Consider the following 16,173-nt stretch of genomic DNA (forward strand, 5'->3'; position numbering starts at 1 on the left):
GCCCTTTGACTCGGAATGCAGGCAGTGTGAGGTTTCGGACAACGCTCGCGGCGGCTCGGATCAGTCAGAAAGCTACTACATCTTGTAGGAATTTGTGGGCCGGGTCAGGCGTATTCATCCCGACGACCTGCAAGGTTTACTGCCTCCTTACCCGTGCCGACCGGGGCGCGTGGGTGTGGGCGAGGTGCCCCCGGTGGTGCCGCCGCCGTTGGTGCCTCCGCCGTTGGTGCCTCCGCCGGTTGTGCCGGTGGTGGTGCCGCCGTTGCCGGTGGTGCCGCCGAGGAGTCCGCCGCCGGTCGTGCCGCCGGTCGTGCCGGTGGTGGTGCCGGTGGTGTCGGTCGGGCTCGGGGCGGGGCACTGTTTCTTGTGGTGGCGGCAGGCTCCGGTGGAGGGGCTGGGCTTGGCGGGTGTGCTCGGGTGGGGGTGGGTGTGCTGCGGGTGGCGGTGGGGGTGGGCTGGGGGGCGCCGGGTTCGTTGCTGCCGTGGCCGAGCGGGGGTGCGGGCGGGAACTGCTGGACGGGCTGTCCCTGGAGGGCGGCGGTCATGTAGGCGGTCCACACCTCGGTGGGCATGTCGGCGCCGAAGACCTTGGAGAACCCGCCGACGCCCTTCATCGACTGCAGGCCGGAGTTCTTCGGGTCCTCCTTGAACATGGCGACGGAGGTGACCAGTTGCGGGGTGTAGCCGATGAACCAGGCGGACTTGTAGTCGTCGGTGGTGCCGGTCTTGCCGGCCGCCGGGCGGTTCAGGGCTTGCGCGTTGGTGCCCGTTCCGCTCTTGACGACGCCCTGCAGGACGTCGGTGACGGTGCCTACGGTGGAGGCGGGCATGGCCGTGGTGCCTTTGGGTTTGTCGAAGCCGGGCAGTGGCTGGCCGCCGGCGATGACCTTGGTCACCGAGTACGGCTCGTGCTGGACGCCGTTGTCGTCGAAGGTGGCGTACGCGTCGGCCATGCGGATCGCGGAGGGGGTGGAGGTGCCGATGTAGAAGCCGGGGGTGTCGTACTGCAGGCTCTTGCGCAGCAGGCCCGCCTTGAGGGCCTCGCCCTCCACGTTGTCGTAGCCGACGTACTCGCCGAGCTGGACGTAGGGGGTGTTGACGGACTGTTCCATGGCCTTGCGCAGGGTGATGTAACCCCATTTCGTGGGGACGTCGTTGCGCTGGTGGAGCAGGCCCGAGGGGTCGGAGGGATCCGGCATCTGCCGGCCCTGCTGGTCCTTGACGGTGATGCCGTCGTCGCCGTCGAACTTGGAGTCGGGGGTGATGGGCTGGGGCGCCTGGCCCGGGGAGAGCACGGCGCCGTGGTCGAGGGCGGCCGCCAGGTCCAGGGGCTTGAAGGTGGAGCCGACCGGCACACCGGTGGCGTCCGCGTTGTCGGTCCAGTGGCCCTTGTCCCAGCCCGCCCCGCCGTACAGGGCCACGACCGCGCCGCTGGACGGGTCCAGCGAGGCGGCACCGACCTGGACGTCCTTGTCGGCCGCGCGGCGGGCGGGGTCGAGGTGCTTCTTCTGCATCGCCGCGACGGACGCCGCCAGCGCGTTCACCTTCTTCTTGTCGAAGGTGGTGTAGATCTGGTAGCCGCCGTGGCCCAGCTGCTGGTCGGTGAGCGAGGAGTGGGCCTGGACGTACTTCTTCGCGGTGTCCACCAGGTAGCCGGTCTGCCCGGACATCCCCGCCGAGGGGGTGTACGCCTTGGGCGTGGGGAAACCGGCGGCCAGGTACTGCTGCTCCTGCGCCTGGCTGATCTTGTTGATGGTGGCCATGCGGTCCAGGACGTACTTCCAGCGGGCCTGGGCCTGGGCCCTGGCCTGGGGGTCGGTGTCGGCGTGCATCAGCAGGCTCGGCTCGTTGACCGCGGCGGCGATGAACGCGCCCTGGCTGACGGTCAGTTCGGAGGCGTGCTCGTGGTAGTAGGCGCGGGCCGCGGCCTCGATGCCGTAGGCGTCGCGGCCGTAGTAGCAGCTGTTGAGGTAGCCCTGCAGGATCTGCTGCTTGGACATCTGGCCACCGATCTTCAGGGAGATCATGATCTCCCTGAGCTTGCGGGTGACCGACTGGTTCTGGGAGAGGTAGGTGTTCTTCACGAACTGCTGGGTGATGGTGGACCCGGACTGCACCTCGCCGCCGGTGGCCATGTGGTAGACGGCGCGGAGCATGCCCTGCGTGTCGACGCCGGGATCGGTGTAGAAGGTGGCGTTCTCCGCGGCGAGGAAGTCCCACTGCACCAGCTTCGGCACCTGGGCCAGGTCCACGTTCTGCCGGTTGGTCGAGCCCTGCGTGGCCATCACCGAGCCGTCGGACCAGTAGTAGGTGTTGCTCTGCTGCTGGGTACTGGGATTGGCACTCGGGATCGTCGTCGTCGCATAGGCGTACCAGAACAGACCGACGAAGGCGCCGAAGAGCACCACGAAGGTGCCCAGCACCTGCTTCCACGAGGGCAGCCACCGCCGAAAGCCGCGCTTGGGCGCGCTCGCACGGCCCGCGCGTGCGCGCCGACCGCTGCGCGGGGCATCCGCGCGTGGCGCGTCCGCGCCCTGGCGGCGCGCTCGTGCGCCCCCGGTCTGGGCCGCTCTGCGCGCCGCGGCACGGCCGCCGTCCCGTACGCCGTCCGGCCGGGACGCTCCGGTCCCCTCGGACGGCCTGCGCCGGTGTCCGCTCATGCTCGCCACTCCTCAGCCAGGAACAGGCAGCCCGCCATTGCGAAGCCGACCCGCCCCGCAGTGCTGCGCAACGGAGGACTGGCCTGGGGCGGACTGACACACCTGGAGTTGTCCTACGAGCTGTAAGGCTAACCGGCGCCCGCCGCGCGCCAGCAACCTCCCCTCGGCAAAGTCCCGCAACGCCCGGCGACGGGCGTGCTGCGCGCACGGAAGGGACAGGAAGGCCGGGCATGGCTCACGGCGGCGGTGGCGAGCACGCCGACCGCAGGGAGCGGGCGCATGGCTGCGCGCGCATCTCGTCGGTGCCATGAAGAACGGGTCGGCGTCGGCCTTGGTGTCCATGCTCTCGCCCGTCCGGGTGCCGTCGAGTCCCGGGGAGAGGGGGACGATCGCCGCGGGCATCAGAGTGTGGTCGGCCAGGGGACCGTGGTCTCGGTCGGGGCGCCGTAGTCGATGCCGGGGACGTTCCAGCCGTAGAGGCGGCCGACCTGGGTCCGGAACCAGGTGGTGGCGGCGAGTTCGGCGATCGTGTCGGTCGTGGCGGTGGCCCGGCGTTCGTGGACGGCGGCCTGGGCCTTGTCGTCCAGTTCCCAGCTGTCGAGACGGATCCGCTGCTGCTCGTCGAGTTGGAGCGGTGCCGCGCCGGTGAGTTGCTGACACAGCCTGGTGGCCTGCTGGGCGGTGCTGTGGAAGCCGTCGCCGAGGACGGCATGGAGGAGGCTGGTGTAGAGCGCGACGGAGGGGGTGGCGGTGGAGGCCTGCGTCACGGCCGCGCCCGCGACGACGGTGTGGGCCCCTCCGCCCAGCGGGGTCAGGCTCTGCTGCAGGTCACGTGCGGTGTCTTCGAGGTGCTGTTTGGCGCTTCCGATGGTTCCGGCCCGGTAGACCGGTGCGGTCAGTTCGGAGCCGACGTAGGAGAGCGCGACGGTGTGGAAGCCTTCGCGGATCAGGCCGCGGCCGGCCAGGGCGTCGGTCCACAGCCGCCAGTCCGCGCCGCCCATCACCTGCACCGTCGCGTCGCGCTCCGCCTCGGTGGCGGGCTCGAGTTCCAGGGAGCCGACGAGCGGGCAATCGCCGGGAATCTTGTCGGTGTCGTCGTGCTGACCGCCCGCCACCGCACCGGCGATCGCCGCGGCGAGCCGTGTCATGGGTGTGTGGCCCGTCAGACGCCGTAGTGAATGCGTCTGCCCGCCGGACCCGCTGGTCAGTAGCTGACGTGGAAGGTCGCGTCCTGCTGGTCGGTGGCGGTGGAGACCGGATCGATCCGCAGGACGTAGTCCGAGTGGCGGATGTAACGGGTGGGGTGGTTGTACGACCGGAAGGACGCCCAGCTCGCGTCGGCGAGGCCCGCCGTGCGGTAAAAGGTGGCGTCCGCCGCGAACGTGGACGTGCCGTCGTTCACGTCGAGTTGGAGCTGGTAGGCGTAGTGCCGCAGGTAGCGGCCCGGGTAGTTGACCGACTGGAAGGACACCCCGGAACCGTCGGCGAGCCCCGGCACGAGCTTCCACAGCGAGTCGGTGTACGGGTCGAAGGGGTACTCGTCGATGCGGCCGACGAAGTCGGAGTGCCGGACGTAACGGGCGGGATAGTTGTAGGACTTGAGCCGGTTCCATTCGGGGGCACCCCACCGGGCCACGAGACGGTCGTACTCCGTGCTGCTGAGGGGCGTGATCCCGCAGTGTTTGGAGTTCACCGGCTGCGTATAGGTCTTCTGGTCGAGTGCGGTCCACGTCCCCGAGGACATGTCGGCGGTCTGCCAGGCGTAGAAGACGCCGTTGGGCGTGTAGGTGTCACCCCAGAGGAAGAACGTGTCGGCATTCTGGGACTTGACCAGGGTGGGCGCCTCGGTGCCGCCGTGGGCGACGGGTGTGCTGAACTCGGTGAAGCTGCCGGGATCGAGGCTCGTGGAGCGGGCGCCGACCAGCTTCTGGTCCTTCTTGAAATAGAGGTAGTTGACGCCGTTCACGCCCACGGCCATGTCTCCGTCGATCACGTCGTAGCCCGGGTCGAAGAAGACCTGGGGGGCCGAGACGGTGACGAAGTCCGTGGTGTAGTTGACCATGATCACGTTGTGGCCGCTGCCGTTGACCGCGCAGTAGATGAGGGCGTACCGGCCCCGCCCCGCGTCCCAGAACGCCTCCGGCGCCCAGGCATGGGTGTTCATGTCGTGCACCTTGAGCCGGTGGTAGCCGGTGAAGGTGTGCAGGTCGGTGGAGTTCCAGACATGGACGTACTGGCTGACATAGCTCCAGTCGGTGCCCTTCAGGTCGGTGGCGAGGACGACGAAGGTGCCGTCCTGCTTGCGCAGGATGAACGGGTCGCGCAGACCGAGTGCGCCCTCGGTGGGGGTGACGACCGGGTTGTTCTGGTTGAGCGGCATCCAGTTGAGCGAGTCCCTGCTGACGGCCAGGTGGAGGCCGTAGTCGGTGCCGGTGCCGTTGGGCGACTCGGTGAAGTACGCCATCGCATAGGCGGAGTCGGCGGCGTGGGCGGTTCCGGCCCCCAGGCTCAGGGCGCCCGTCATGGCCAGGGGAGTGGCGGCGGCCAGGCCGAGGAAGGCGCGCCGGGTGGGGGAGGGGTGGGGGTTCATGCGCACTCCGAGTCATCGCGTTCGACATATCGATCAGAGTTCGGGTGATCGGTCAGACGGTAAGGCTGGGTCATGTGCGCGTCAATCACTTGGACCGGACTTGTGTGGCGTCTGTGCGAGAAGTGTCCGTCGTCCGGCTTCGGCACACGGCCGGTTCGTCCGGGCCGCGGCGAACAGCCTCCGGTCGGTTCGTCCGGGCCGCGGCGATCAGCCTCTGCGGCATCAGGCCGCACCTTCCGCATCCGGGAGCAGCAGCACCGTGTTGGACACGGCACCGGCAGCGGCGTTCACGGGCGAGGCGCCGCAGGGATCCGCTTCGGGACCCGGGTGGCGGACATGGGCCCCCGCGGGACCTCTGTCGACAAGGAACGGGGACAGGACCAAGGGGACGCGGGCGGCTGTGCGGACACCGTCCAGGCTCCGGAACGGCATCCACGTGGTGTCGGGCACGAGCCGGCGCTGGAGGACGAGAGTCCGCCGGCTCGACTCCCGCGTCAGCAGTTCCCGCCACTGCCGCTCGCTGACCTGGTGTCCGGCGACGAAGCCCGCGCCTCCGCGCCCGGAGGAGGGCTTGAGGATCAGGTGGACCCGGTCCCGCGCGGCCTGTTCCAGGATCTCCCGGCGCTGCTCAGGGCTTTGCCGGGGCCCCAGCCAGGTCGTCCACGGCACATGCCGCAGGATCAGCTCACGGTCCGCCGGGTCGTACAGCTCCAGGTCCTCGTGCATCCAGGCCAGGACCTGCTTGGCGCTGAGCAGGCACGACGCTTCGGGGACGAACAGCCGCACGGTGCCGGCCAGGACCTGCTCGCGCAGCACGCCGATGGATCGCCGGTCCGCCACCACGCGCCCGGCGAACTGATTGAAGACCACGTCGATGCGGTCGCCGCCCGCCCACAACCCGCCTCCGGTGCCGCCGCGCATCTCGGACAGGTCCGCGACGGACACGTCCAGGCCCGCCGTCCTGGCGGCTTCCGCGGCCGGCTCCAGGTACCGGCGCAGCGCGCGCGGGTCTTCCAGCTTCGCCGCGAGGCCCGAGGTCGCGCGCCAGGTCGGGACGAGGGCTCTGCTGCGCCCGGTGCCGGACACCGGTACGGTCCGGGCCAGGGCGTTCGCCCGGGCGCGCAAGGTCGACGGGGGCTCTGCGAGGGTGCCGCCCGGCCAGCGCAGGGCGAACGCCGTCCCACGCTCCTCGAGGCGGGGGATCCAGTAGATGTTGGGGCCGATGTTCAGCTCGACGAACCAGGGCGTGCCGCCGACCAGGAGCGCGTCGGGTCGGGCCATGCGCAGCAGCGCGGCGGCGGACAGGCGCTGCGACGGGTCCAGCAGCGGCAGGTCGAACTGCTCGTCCAGGGCCCGGTGCAGCTCGCCCGCGGTCCCGGCTCTGCGCCGGCAGGCGAGCAGGGCGCAGCGCAGCACTCCGGCCGCCAGCGCGGTGAACCGGTAGTACTCCGCTTCGGACAGGACCAGCGGTCGCATGGCCTCCCAGCGGGTCGGCCGCGTCTCCGGCGCCCACCGGCCGGCCTCGGCGCAGCGGCGCAGGAATTCCGAGCGGGATCCGCCGGGCAGCCGGTCCCACAGATCCCGCAGGACCACGGCTTTCGGCCCGGACTCCACGTACGCCTCCCTCGGACGGCGGCGGTGCGGCGGTGCGCGGCCCGCGGCGCCCACCGTCCCGGTGCCCATCCTGCGGCTGCGGCCCGGGATGCGCACTCCGGCACGTACCGGAGTTCCGATCCTTGACCGCCGCTTCGGCCTCCGCGATGCTGTGTTGCGAAACGCGAGATGCGTGCCGTAATAGGCAACATCTTGCCTCGCTGTGAGCAGAGGAGTGGCCATGACCCAGCAGGTCCGTGCCGTCGTCGCGCGGAGCAAGGGCGCCCCTGTCAGCCTGGAGACGATCGTCGTGCCCGACCCCGGCCCGGGGGAGGCGTTGGTCAGGATCGAGGCCTGCGGGGTCTGCCACACCGATCTGCACTATCGCGAGGGCGGGATCAGCGACGACTTCCCGTTCCTGCTGGGGCACGAGGCGGCGGGCGTGGTGGAGGCGGTGGGCGAGGGCGTCACGGACGTGGCACCGGGCGACTTCGTGATCCTCAACTGGCGTGCCGTGTGCGGCCAGTGCCGGGCCTGCCTGCGCGGGCGGCCCTGGTACTGCTTCAACACGCACAACGCCGAGCAGAAGATGACCTTGCTCGACGGCACGGAACTGTCGCCGGCCCTGGGTATCGGTGCCTTCGCCGAGAAGACGCTCGTGGCGGCGGGGCAGTGCACGAAGGTCGACCGGACCGCCTCTGCCGCCGCCGCCGGACTGCTCGGCTGTGGCGTCATGGCCGGCATCGGCGCGGCCATCAACACGGGCAATGTCGGACGCGGCGACACCGTCGCCGTGATCGGCTGCGGCGGCGTGGGAGCCGCGGCGATCGCCGGATCGAACCTGGCGGGCGCGGCGAAGATCATCGCGGTGGACATCGACGACCGCAAACTGGCCACGGCGACGAGGCTGGGCGCGACCCACACCGTCAACTCCCGGCAGACGGACGCGGTCGACGCGGTGCGCGAGCTGACCGGAGGCTTCGGCGCCGATGTCGTCATCGACGCGGTCGGACGCCCGGAGACGTACCGGCAGGCCTTCTACGCCCGCGACCTCGCCGGGACGGTCGTGCTGGTCGGCGTGCCCACCCCCGAGATGAAGCTGGACCTGCCGCTGCTCGACGTCTTCGGCCGGGGCGGGGCGCTGAAGTCGTCCTGGTACGGCGACTGCCTGCCCTCCCGCGACTTCCCGATGCTCATCGACCTCTACCTCCAGGGCCGCCTCGACCTGGACGCCTTCGTCACCGAGACCATCGCGCTGGACGACGTGGAGAAGGCCTTCGAGCGGATGCACGGCGGTGACGTGCTGCGCTCGGTGGTGGTCCTGTGATGGCCGGTGTCCGCATCGAACGCCTCGTCACCTCCGGGACGTTCTCGCTGGACGGCGGTACCTGGGACGTCGACAACAACGTGTGGATCGTGGGTGACGACACCGAGGCGGTCGTCATCGACGCCGCTCACGACGCCGACGCCATCGCCGGGGCCCTCGGCGGACGCGCCCTGCGGGCGATCGTGTGCACCCACGCGCACAACGACCACATCGGTGCCGCGCCCGAACTCGCCGCCCGGACCGGAGCGCCTGTCCTGCTGCACGCCGACGATCTGGAGCTGTGGAAGCAGACCCATCCCGATCGTGCGCCCGACGCGGAGCCGGCCGACGGGCAGTCCCTCACGGTCGCGGGAGTGGAACTGACCGTGCTGCACACCCCGGGCCATACACCCGGGGCCGTGTGCCTGTACGCGCCGCGACTCTCCGCGCTCTTCAGCGGCGACACGCTGTTCGCCGGCGGGCCGGGGGCGACGGGACGGTCCTACAGCGACTTCCCGGCCATCGTCCGTTCCATCAGGGACCGCCTCCTGACCCTGCCGGGCGGCACCGTCGTGCACACCGGGCACGGCGAGACCACCACCGTCGGTGCCGAGGCACCGCATCTCCAGGAGTGGATCGACCGCGGCTTCTGACGGTCCGGCCGCCGACGAGCGGCCCCGCCGCGGTGCCGGACCTGCGTGTACGGCACCGGCGGCAGGGCCGTCGGCGCGCCCCGCGAGGCGCCTGTTTCCCCCTTGCTGACCTGCGCTTTCGCAGGCGCTGCGGCATGCCCGGAAATCGCCGTCGAACCCGGCGCAACCCGGCTTCCCGACGCCTTGACAACGCTTCAGGGCCGCCAGCAGACTGACGTTGCGCTCATCGCAATCCGTTTCGTTATACGCACCGAGGTGTCATGATGATTCCCGCGTGCCGTCTCGCGGATCTGCCGCGAGGCGAGGCCCACCGGCTCGACATCGACCCGCCCGTGTCGGTGTTCCACACCGACGACGGCGAGCTGTTCGCCATCGACGACACCTGCACCCACCAGGATGCGTCGCTCGCCGACGGCTGGCTGGAGGGCTGCGAGGTGGAATGTCCCCTGCACGCCTCGAAGTTCGACCTGAGGACCGGAGCCGTGGACGCGCCCCCGGCCAAGCTGCCGGTCCGCACCCACGAGGTCGTCGTCGAGGACGGCATGATCCACGTCCGGATCTCCACGGAAGCGCCCAACCTGCCGCCGTGCATCGCCGCCCGCCTGGCCGGGGGCCCCGCGTGAGGACCGTGGCCGTCGTAGGCGCCTCGCTGGCCGGTCTGTCGGCCGCGCGTTCGCTGCGCAAGCGGGGCTACGACGGCCGCCTGGTCCTCGTCGGCGAGGAACCGCACCGCCCGTACGACAGGCCGCCGTTGTCCAAGGAGTTCCTGGCCGGCACCATCGGCGAGGCCGAACTGGCGCTGGAACGGGACGAGGAGGACCTCGAGGCGGAGTGGCTGCTCGGCACCCGCGCCACCGGACTCGACCGCACCGGGCGGGCGATCCGGCTCGCCGACGGCCGCGCGATCCAGGCCGACGGCGTGGTCATCGCCACCGGCGCCGCCGCCCGCACCCTGCCCGGCACCGAGGGCCTCGCCGGAGTCCATGTGCTGCGCACGCTGGACGACGCCCGCGCCCTGCGGGACGAACTGGCCCGGGGCGGACGGGTGGTGGTGATCGGCGGCGGGTTCATCGGCGCCGAGGTCGCCTCCACGGCGTACGCCCTCGGCCTGGACGTCACTGTCGTCGAGGCGGCACCGACGCCGCTGGCCGGGCCGCTCGGCCGGGCCATGGGCGAGGTCGTCTCCGCCCTGCACACGGATCACGGGGTGCGCCTGCTGTGCGGGGTGGGCGTCAAGGGGCTGAGCGGGGAGCACCGGGTCGACGCCGTCCTGCTGGAGGACGGCCGCACCGTTGCCGCCGACACCGTCGTCGTCGGCGTGGGCGCGCGACCCTGTGTCGACTGGCTCGAGGGATCCGGCCTCGCGCTCGACAACGGCGTGACGTGCGGGGCCGACGGCCGCACGAGCGTGGCCGGCGTCGTCGCCGTGGGCGACTGCGCCAACTGGTACGACCCGCACACCGCGGCCCACCGCAGGGTCGAGCACTGGACCGGCGCGCTGGAGCGGCCGGACGCCGCGGTCGCCGCCCTGCTCTCGGGCGGTGCCACCCAGCCGGGTGTGCCCCGGCCCGCGTACTTCTGGTCGGACCAGTACGGCGTGCGGATCCAGTTCGCCGGCCACGCCGCCGGGGCCGACAGCGTCACGGTCGAGGAGGGCTCCGCCGGCGAACGCAGCTTCCTCGCGGTCTACCGGCGGGCGGGCCGGCCGGTCGCCGTGCTCGGCATGAACCAGCCACGACTGTTCACCCGCTGGCGCAAGCAGCTCGCCTCCGCGGCGACCGGGTCCTGACGTGTCCACGGACCGACGTACCGACGTACCGACGCCACGACGTTTCCCGAGGAGTGCACCGTGACCTCGACCAGCCTGCCGGACAGCCTGATCGCCACCCTCCCCGGCTCCGCCTACACGGACCCCGGCATCTTCGCCCAGGAACAGGAGCACATCTTCGAGGCGATGTGGTTCTGCGTCGCGCGCTCGTCCGACCTGGCGAAACCGGGCGCCTTCCGCACCGTCGACGTGGGCCGCGAGAGCATCCTCGTCACCCGCGCCCGGGACACCTCGATCCGCGCCTACTTCAATGTCTGCCGGCACCGCGGAGCCAGGCTCTGCACCGACGGGGCCGGCGAGGTCAAGCGCGCCTTCCAGTGCCCGTACCACGCCTGGACGTACGACCTGGACGGCAAGCTCGTCGCGGCGCCCAACCTCACCAAGATGCCCGACGTCGGCCGCACCGAGTACGGCCTCGTGAGCGTCGCCGTGCGGGAATGGCTCGGCTATGTCTGGGTGTGCCTGGCGGAGAACCCGCCCTCCTTCGAGGAGGACGTGATCGGCGAGGTCGTCAGCCGCCTCGGCGACGTGGAGTCGATCGAGCACTACGACATCGCGAACCTCTCGGTGGGCAAGCGGATCGTCTACGACGTGAAGGCGAACTGGAAGCTCATCGTCGAGAACTTCATGGAGTGCTACCACTGCGCCACGATCCACCCCGAACTCACCGAGGTGCTCCCGGAGTTCGCGGACGGCTACGCGGCTCAGTACTACGTCGGCCACGGCGCCGAGTTCGGCGCGGACGTCCGGGGCTTCACCGTGGACGGCTCCGAAGGGCTCGACCGCATCCCGTCAGTCGCCGAGGACCAGGACCGCCGGTACTACGCGATCACCGTAAAACCGCAGGTGTTCATCAACCTGGTGCCGGACCATGTCATCTTCCACCGTATGTACCCGACGGCGCACGACCGCACGGTGGTGGAGTGCGACTGGCTCTATCTGCCGCACGTGGTGGACAGCGGCAAGGACGTCAGCCGGTCCGTGGAACTGTTCGACCGGGTCAACCGCCAGGACTTCGACGCCTGCGAGCGCACCCAGCCGGGGATGGCTTCACGGCTGTACGCCAAGGGCGGAGTGCTCGTGCCCAGCGAACACCACATCGGAGCCTTCCACACGTGGGTGAACGAACGACTCGGTACGCGTCGGCCGGAGTGATGCGAAGGAGGGCTGCCGCCCCTGGCCCGCGTGAGCGGCGTACGCGGGCCGTGCGGCGGTCGTGCTGCGTGGGCTCAGCCCAGGTACCCCATCCGGTGGCTGATCTCCTCCGCGCCCTTGACCAGCACCGGAGCCAGCTCGTGCATCCGCTCCTCGGTGAACCGGTAGGCGGGTCCGGAGGCGCTGATGGACGCGATGACCCGGCCCTCCCGGTCCCGGATCGGCGCGGCCATGGCGTGCAGCCCGATCTCCAGTTCCTCCAGCGTCCAGGCGTAACCGCGCTCGCGGGCCTCGGCGAGGTTCTTCTCCAGCCTGGCCTTCGCGGAGATCGTGTGCGGGGTCAGCTTCTTCAGGCCGGCCTCCGCCAGCAGCGCGGCGCGCTCCTTGGCGGGCAGATGGGCCAGCATGATCTTGCCGCTGGAGGTGGCGTGCAGCGGGGTCAGCTGGCCGACCCAGTTGTGCGCCGTGACGGCGGCCTGGCCGCGCACCTGGTAGAGGTTGATCGCGTAGTGCTCCTGCATCACGGCGATGTTGACCGTCTCGCCGATCCCCTCGGCCAGTCGCTCGCACACCGGCCGGCCCTGCTGGGTGATGTCGATACGCCCCGTGACGGCGCCCGCCAGGCGGACGATGCCGAAACCGAGGGCGTACTTGCCCCGCTCGCCCGACTGCTCCACGAGGCCGCGCGCCTCCAGGGCACCGAGCAGCCGGAAGGCGGTCGACTTGTGCACGTCGATCTCGGCGGCCACCTCGCTCACGCCCGCCTCGCCGCGCTGGGCCAGGATCTCGAGGACGCTGATGGCCCGGTCGACGGACTGCACTCCGCCGGACTGCGACCCGCTGGTTTCGGTATCCGGACTGTAGTTGCTCATAGCGGAACTATACGCGCAGTAAACAACGCTCCTGCAAGTAACGCGGAGTGAACACAGATCTTACAAGTTGCGTTGTTCGCAACCTGGTGCGCATAGCGATACCCGTACTAGCATGCCGCGCGTATCGACGGCGCGAGCGAAGGTGAGGCACCATGGCTCCCCTGCACTACGACTTCGTCATCGTCGGCGGTGGATCGGCCGGCAGCGCACTGGCGAGCCGGCTCTCGGCCGACCCCGGGAACCGTGTGCTCGTCCTGGAAGCGGGCCGCTCCGACTACCCCTGGGACGTCTTCATCCACATGCCCGCGGCGCTGACCTATCCCATAGGCAGCCGCTTCTACGACTGGAAGTACGAGTCCGAGCCCGAACCCCACATGGGGGGCCGGCGCATCTACCACGCCCGTGGCAAGGTGCTCGGCGGCTCCAGCAGCATCAACGGCATGATCTTCCAGCGCGGCAACCCCATGGACTACGAGCGCTGGGCCGCCGACCCCGGCATGGAGACCTGGGACTACGCCCACTGCCTGCCCTACTTCCGCCGGATGGAGAACTGCCTGGCGGCCGACCCCGACGACGAGTTCCGCGGTCATGACGGCCCGCTGGTCCTCGAACGCGGACCGGCCACGAATCCGCTCTTCACGGCCTTCCTGGAGGCCACCCAGGAAGCGGGTTACGCCCCCACCGACGACGTCAACGGCTACCGGCAGGAGGGCTTCGCCAAGTTCGACCGCAATGTCCACCGCGGGCGCCGGCTCTCGGCCTCGAAGGCGTACCTCAAGCCCGCGATGAAGCGGCCGAACCTCACCGTGAGGACGCGGGCACTCGTCACCCGGGTGCTCTTCGAGGGCAGGCGGGCGGTCGGTGTCGAGTACCGGCGCGGCAAGGGCGCACCCCAGCAGGTCCGCGCCGGCGAGGTCATCCTGTGCGGCGGCGCGATCAACTCCCCGCAGCTGCTGCAGCTCTCCGGGGTCGGCAACGCCACCGAGCTGTCCGCCCTCGGCATCGACGTCGTCCAGGACCTGCCGGGCGTCGGTGAGAACCTGCAGGACCACCTGGAGGTGTACGTCCAGTACGCCTGCAAGCAGCCCGTGTCCATGCAGCCGTACATGGCGAAGTGGCGTGCCCCCTTCATCGGTCTGCAGTGGCTGTTCGGGAAGGGGCCCGCGGCCACCAACCACTTCGAGGCGGGCGGGTTCGCCCGCAGCAACGAGGACGTGGACTATCCCAACCTGATGTTCCACTTCCTGCCGGTCGCCGTCCGCTACGACGGCTCCTCGCCGGCCGGCGGCCACGGCTACCAGGTGCACGTCGGGCCCATGTACTCCGACGCCGTCGGATCGGTGAAGATCAGGAGCCGGGACCCGCGGCAGAAGCCCGCACTGCGCTTCAACTACCTCTCCACCGAGCAGGACCGCAGGGAATGGGTCGAGGCGATCCGCGTCGCCCGCAGGATCCTCAACCAGCCGGCGCTCGCCCCCTACAACGGCGGCGAGATCTCGCCGGGACCCGCCGTGGACACCGACGAGGAGATCCTCGCCTGGGTCGCCAGGGAGGGCGAGACCGCCCTGCACCCCTCCTGCACCTGCAAGATGGGCATCGACGAGATGGCCGTCGTCGACCCGCTGAGCATGCGGGTGCACGGACTGGAGGGGCTGCGCGTGGTGGACGCGTCGGTGATGCCGTACGTCACCAACGGAAACATCTACGCCCCGGTGATGATGACCGCCGAGAAGGCGGCCGACATCGTGCTCGGAAACGAGCCGCTGCCGCCCTCCAAGGCCGCGTACCACCGGCACCGCGACGCCCGGAAGCACGCCGGGTAGCCGGTGGGCGCAGAGGACCTGCGGGCGCTGCTCGCGGCGCCCGGGGACCGTGTACGCAGCCGTCGCCGGCCCCGTGCGGCGGGCGAAGCTGAACGCCTGAAACCGGGATCGGCCGACCCCTTGACGGGTGTCGGCCCATTCGGCCAGGGTGTTCCACCACAAGCAATGCAATGCACAATGCGCAACGAATTCTGCTCGAAGGGCGCGGCGCATGGCAGATCTGTATGTGGACGGACAATGGCGTGATCCGGTGGCCGGCGGCCAGCGGGAGATCCGCTGCCCCGCGGACGGCACGCTCGTCGCGAAGGTCTCGGAGGCCACCCGCCCCGACACCGGGACGGCGATCGCCGCGGCCCGGCGCGCCTTCGACGACGGCCCCTGGCCCCGCACCCCCGAGCGTGAGCGCGGCGCACTGCTGCTGCGCACCGCCGACATCCTCGAGCGCGACGCCGGGGAGTTCGCCCGCGCCGAATCCCTCGACACCGGCAAGCGCCTGGTCGAGAGCGAGTACGACATCGCCGACGTCGTCTCCTGCCTGCGCTACTACGGCGGCATCGCCGGCACCGGCGCCGGCCGGGTGGTCGACACCGGCCGCGACGACGCGCTCAGCCGGGTCACCTACGAGCCCGTCGGCGTCTGCGGCCTGATCACCCCCTGGAACTACCCGCTGCTGCAGGCCTCCTGGAAGGTCGCCCCGGCCCTCCTCGCCGGCAACACCCTCGTCCTCAAGCCCAGCGAGCTGACGCCCTCCACCTCGATCCTGCTGATGAAGGCGCTGGAGGAGGCCGGGCTTCCGGCCGGCGCCGCCAATCTCGTCCTGGGCGCCGGAGCCGAGGCGGGCGCGCCGCTCGCCGAGGACCCGGCCGTCGACATGGTGTCCTTCACCGGAGGCCTGCAGACCGGGCGGCACATCATGGCCACCGCCGCGGCGACGGTGAAGAAGGTCGCCCTGGAACTCGGCGGCAAGAACCCGAACGTGGTCTTCGCCGACGCCGACTTCGCCACCGCCGTCGACTTCGCGCTCACCGCCGTCTTCCTGCACTCCGGGCAGGTCTGCTCGGCGGGCGCCCGTCTGATCGTCGAGGACAGCCTGCACGACGCCTTCGTGGACGAGGTCGTACGCCGTGCCCGGCTCATCCGCCTGGGCGGGCCCTTCGACCCCCGGGCCGAGACCGGACCGCTGATCTCCGCGCAGCACCGGGAGAAGGTCGAGGCGTACGTCGCGGCCGGCCTCGCCGAGGGTGCCGTGCTGCGCTGCGGCGGCCGGCGCCCCGACGACCCGGCGCTGGCAGGCGGCTTCTACTACCCGCCGACCGTCCTGGACGAATGCCGGCAGGACATGCGCGTGGTGCACGAGGAGTCCTTCGGACCCGTGCTGACCGTCGAGCGCTTCCGTGACGAGGAGGACGCCGTCCGCATCGCCAACGACACGGAGTACGGCCTCGCCGGTGCCGTCTGGACCCAGGACGCGGGCAGGGCCCAGCGGGTCGCCCGCCGGCTGCGCCACGGCACCGTGTGGATCAACGACTACCACCCCTATGTGCCGCAAGCGGAGTGGGGTGGTTTCGGGCACTCCGGCGTGGGCCGTGAGCTGGGGCCGACCGGCCTCGACGAATACCGGGAGCCCAAGCACGTCTGGCAGAACATCCAACCCCGGCCGCAGCACTGGTTCCGCGGCTGAACGCCGAAAAGA

At 70.7% G+C, this 16,173-nt stretch carries 12 protein-coding genes; 7 read left to right on the forward strand and 5 right to left on the reverse strand.

From position 1 onward, the window contains the following. Nucleotides 1-104: 104 nt before the first annotated feature. The 4 genes from A6P39_RS39110 to A6P39_RS39125 all read right to left on the reverse strand — a co-directional run bounded on the left by A6P39_RS39110 (nt 105) and on the right by A6P39_RS39125 (nt 6,864). Nucleotides 105-2,660, reverse strand: a complete 2,556-nt coding sequence (locus tag A6P39_RS39110) for a transglycosylase domain-containing protein (protein WP_275883947.1) — start codon at nt 2,658-2,660, stop codon at nt 105-107. 401 nt (nt 2,661-3,061) lie between these two features. After that, nucleotides 3,062-3,808, reverse strand: coding sequence for a hypothetical protein (locus A6P39_RS39115; protein ID WP_067051489.1), 747 nt, complete (start codon nt 3,806-3,808; stop codon nt 3,062-3,064). A gap of 56 nt (nt 3,809-3,864) precedes the next feature. Beyond that, nucleotides 3,865-5,250, reverse strand: a complete 1,386-nt coding sequence (locus A6P39_RS39120) for a glycoside hydrolase family 43 protein (protein ID WP_067051491.1) — start codon at nt 5,248-5,250, stop codon at nt 3,865-3,867. Between the two features lie 222 nt (nt 5,251-5,472). Further along, nucleotides 5,473-6,864 carry a hypothetical protein gene (locus A6P39_RS39125; RefSeq protein ID WP_159396130.1) on the reverse strand — a complete coding sequence of 464 codons (1,392 nt, stop codon included), beginning with the start codon at nt 6,862-6,864 and terminating at the stop codon, nt 5,473-5,475. 220 nt (nt 6,865-7,084) lie between these two features. Between A6P39_RS39125 and A6P39_RS39130 the strand changes: the two genes are divergently transcribed. The 5 genes from A6P39_RS39130 to A6P39_RS39150 all read left to right on the forward strand — a co-directional run bounded on the left by A6P39_RS39130 (nt 7,085) and on the right by A6P39_RS39150 (nt 11,785). Beyond that, nucleotides 7,085-8,170, forward strand: coding sequence for an S-(hydroxymethyl)mycothiol dehydrogenase (locus A6P39_RS39130; RefSeq protein ID WP_067051496.1), 1,086 nt, complete (start codon nt 7,085-7,087; stop codon nt 8,168-8,170). Further along, nucleotides 8,170-8,802, forward strand: coding sequence for an MBL fold metallo-hydrolase (locus tag A6P39_RS39135; RefSeq protein ID WP_067051498.1), 633 nt, complete (start codon nt 8,170-8,172; stop codon nt 8,800-8,802). The genes A6P39_RS39130 and A6P39_RS39135 overlap by 1 nt, the downstream gene beginning before the upstream one ends. A gap of 260 nt (nt 8,803-9,062) precedes the next feature. Next, on the forward strand, nt 9,063-9,425 hold the full coding sequence (locus tag A6P39_RS39140; RefSeq protein WP_067051502.1) for a bifunctional 3-phenylpropionate/cinnamic acid dioxygenase ferredoxin subunit: 363 nt from the start codon (nt 9,063-9,065) through the stop codon (nt 9,423-9,425). After that, nucleotides 9,422-10,591, forward strand: coding sequence for an NAD(P)/FAD-dependent oxidoreductase (locus A6P39_RS39145; protein ID WP_067051575.1), 1,170 nt, complete (start codon nt 9,422-9,424; stop codon nt 10,589-10,591). Before A6P39_RS39140 ends, A6P39_RS39145 begins: the two co-directional genes overlap by 4 nt. A 60-nt stretch (nt 10,592-10,651) precedes the next feature. Beyond that, a complete protein-coding gene (locus A6P39_RS39150) occupies nt 10,652-11,785 on the forward strand; it encodes an aromatic ring-hydroxylating oxygenase subunit alpha (RefSeq protein WP_067051504.1) in 1,134 nt (377 codons plus the stop codon). A 74-nt stretch (nt 11,786-11,859) separates the two neighbouring features. Here the strand turns inward: A6P39_RS39150 and A6P39_RS39155 are convergent, their stop codons facing one another. Continuing rightward, nucleotides 11,860-12,657, reverse strand: coding sequence for an IclR family transcriptional regulator (locus A6P39_RS39155; RefSeq protein WP_067051506.1), 798 nt, complete (start codon nt 12,655-12,657; stop codon nt 11,860-11,862). A 152-nt stretch (nt 12,658-12,809) separates the two neighbouring features. On the opposite strand from A6P39_RS39155, the gene betA reads away from it, so the two are divergent. Together betA and A6P39_RS39165 are read left to right on the forward strand one after the other, a co-directional pair. Continuing rightward, nucleotides 12,810-14,480 carry a choline dehydrogenase gene (betA, locus tag A6P39_RS39160; protein ID WP_067051508.1) on the forward strand — a complete coding sequence of 557 codons (1,671 nt, stop codon included), beginning with the start codon at nt 12,810-12,812 and terminating at the stop codon, nt 14,478-14,480. A gap of 211 nt (nt 14,481-14,691) precedes the next feature. Further along, complete coding sequence (locus A6P39_RS39165) at nt 14,692-16,161, forward strand: aldehyde dehydrogenase family protein (RefSeq protein ID WP_067051510.1); 1,470 nt, start codon at nt 14,692-14,694, stop codon at nt 16,159-16,161. Nucleotides 16,162-16,173: the final 12 nt, after the last annotated feature.

Source organism: Streptomyces sp. FXJ1.172 (assembly GCF_001636945.3).
GTDB lineage: Bacteria > Actinomycetota > Actinomycetes > Streptomycetales > Streptomycetaceae > Streptomyces.

What these genes read in the sequence shown, in the direction of transcription:
- A6P39_RS39130 (WP_067051496.1), top strand. Translation starts at nt 7,085, where the DNA reads ATGACCCAGCAGGTCCGTGCCGTCGTCGCGCGGAGCAAGGGCGCCCCT.
- A6P39_RS39135 (WP_067051498.1), top strand. Translation starts at nt 8,170, where the DNA reads ATGGCCGGTGTCCGCATCGAACGCCTCGTCACCTCCGGGACGTTCTCG.
- A6P39_RS39165 (WP_067051510.1), top strand. Translation starts at nt 14,692, where the DNA reads ATGGCAGATCTGTATGTGGACGGACAATGGCGTGATCCGGTGGCCGGC.
- A6P39_RS39140 (WP_067051502.1), top strand. Translation starts at nt 9,063, where the DNA reads ATGATGATTCCCGCGTGCCGTCTCGCGGATCTGCCGCGAGGCGAGGCC.
- betA (WP_067051508.1), top strand. Translation starts at nt 12,810, where the DNA reads ATGGCTCCCCTGCACTACGACTTCGTCATCGTCGGCGGTGGATCGGCC.
- A6P39_RS39120 (WP_067051491.1), bottom strand. Translation starts at nt 5,250, where the DNA reads ATGAACCCCCACCCCTCCCCCACCCGGCGCGCCTTCCTCGGCCTGGCC.
- A6P39_RS39155 (WP_067051506.1), bottom strand. Translation starts at nt 12,657, where the DNA reads ATGAGCAACTACAGTCCGGATACCGAAACCAGCGGGTCGCAGTCCGGC.
- A6P39_RS39115 (WP_067051489.1), bottom strand. Translation starts at nt 3,808, where the DNA reads ATGACACGGCTCGCCGCGGCGATCGCCGGTGCGGTGGCGGGCGGTCAG.
- A6P39_RS39110 (WP_275883947.1), bottom strand. Translation starts at nt 2,660, where the DNA reads ATGAGCGGACACCGGCGCAGGCCGTCCGAGGGGACCGGAGCGTCCCGG.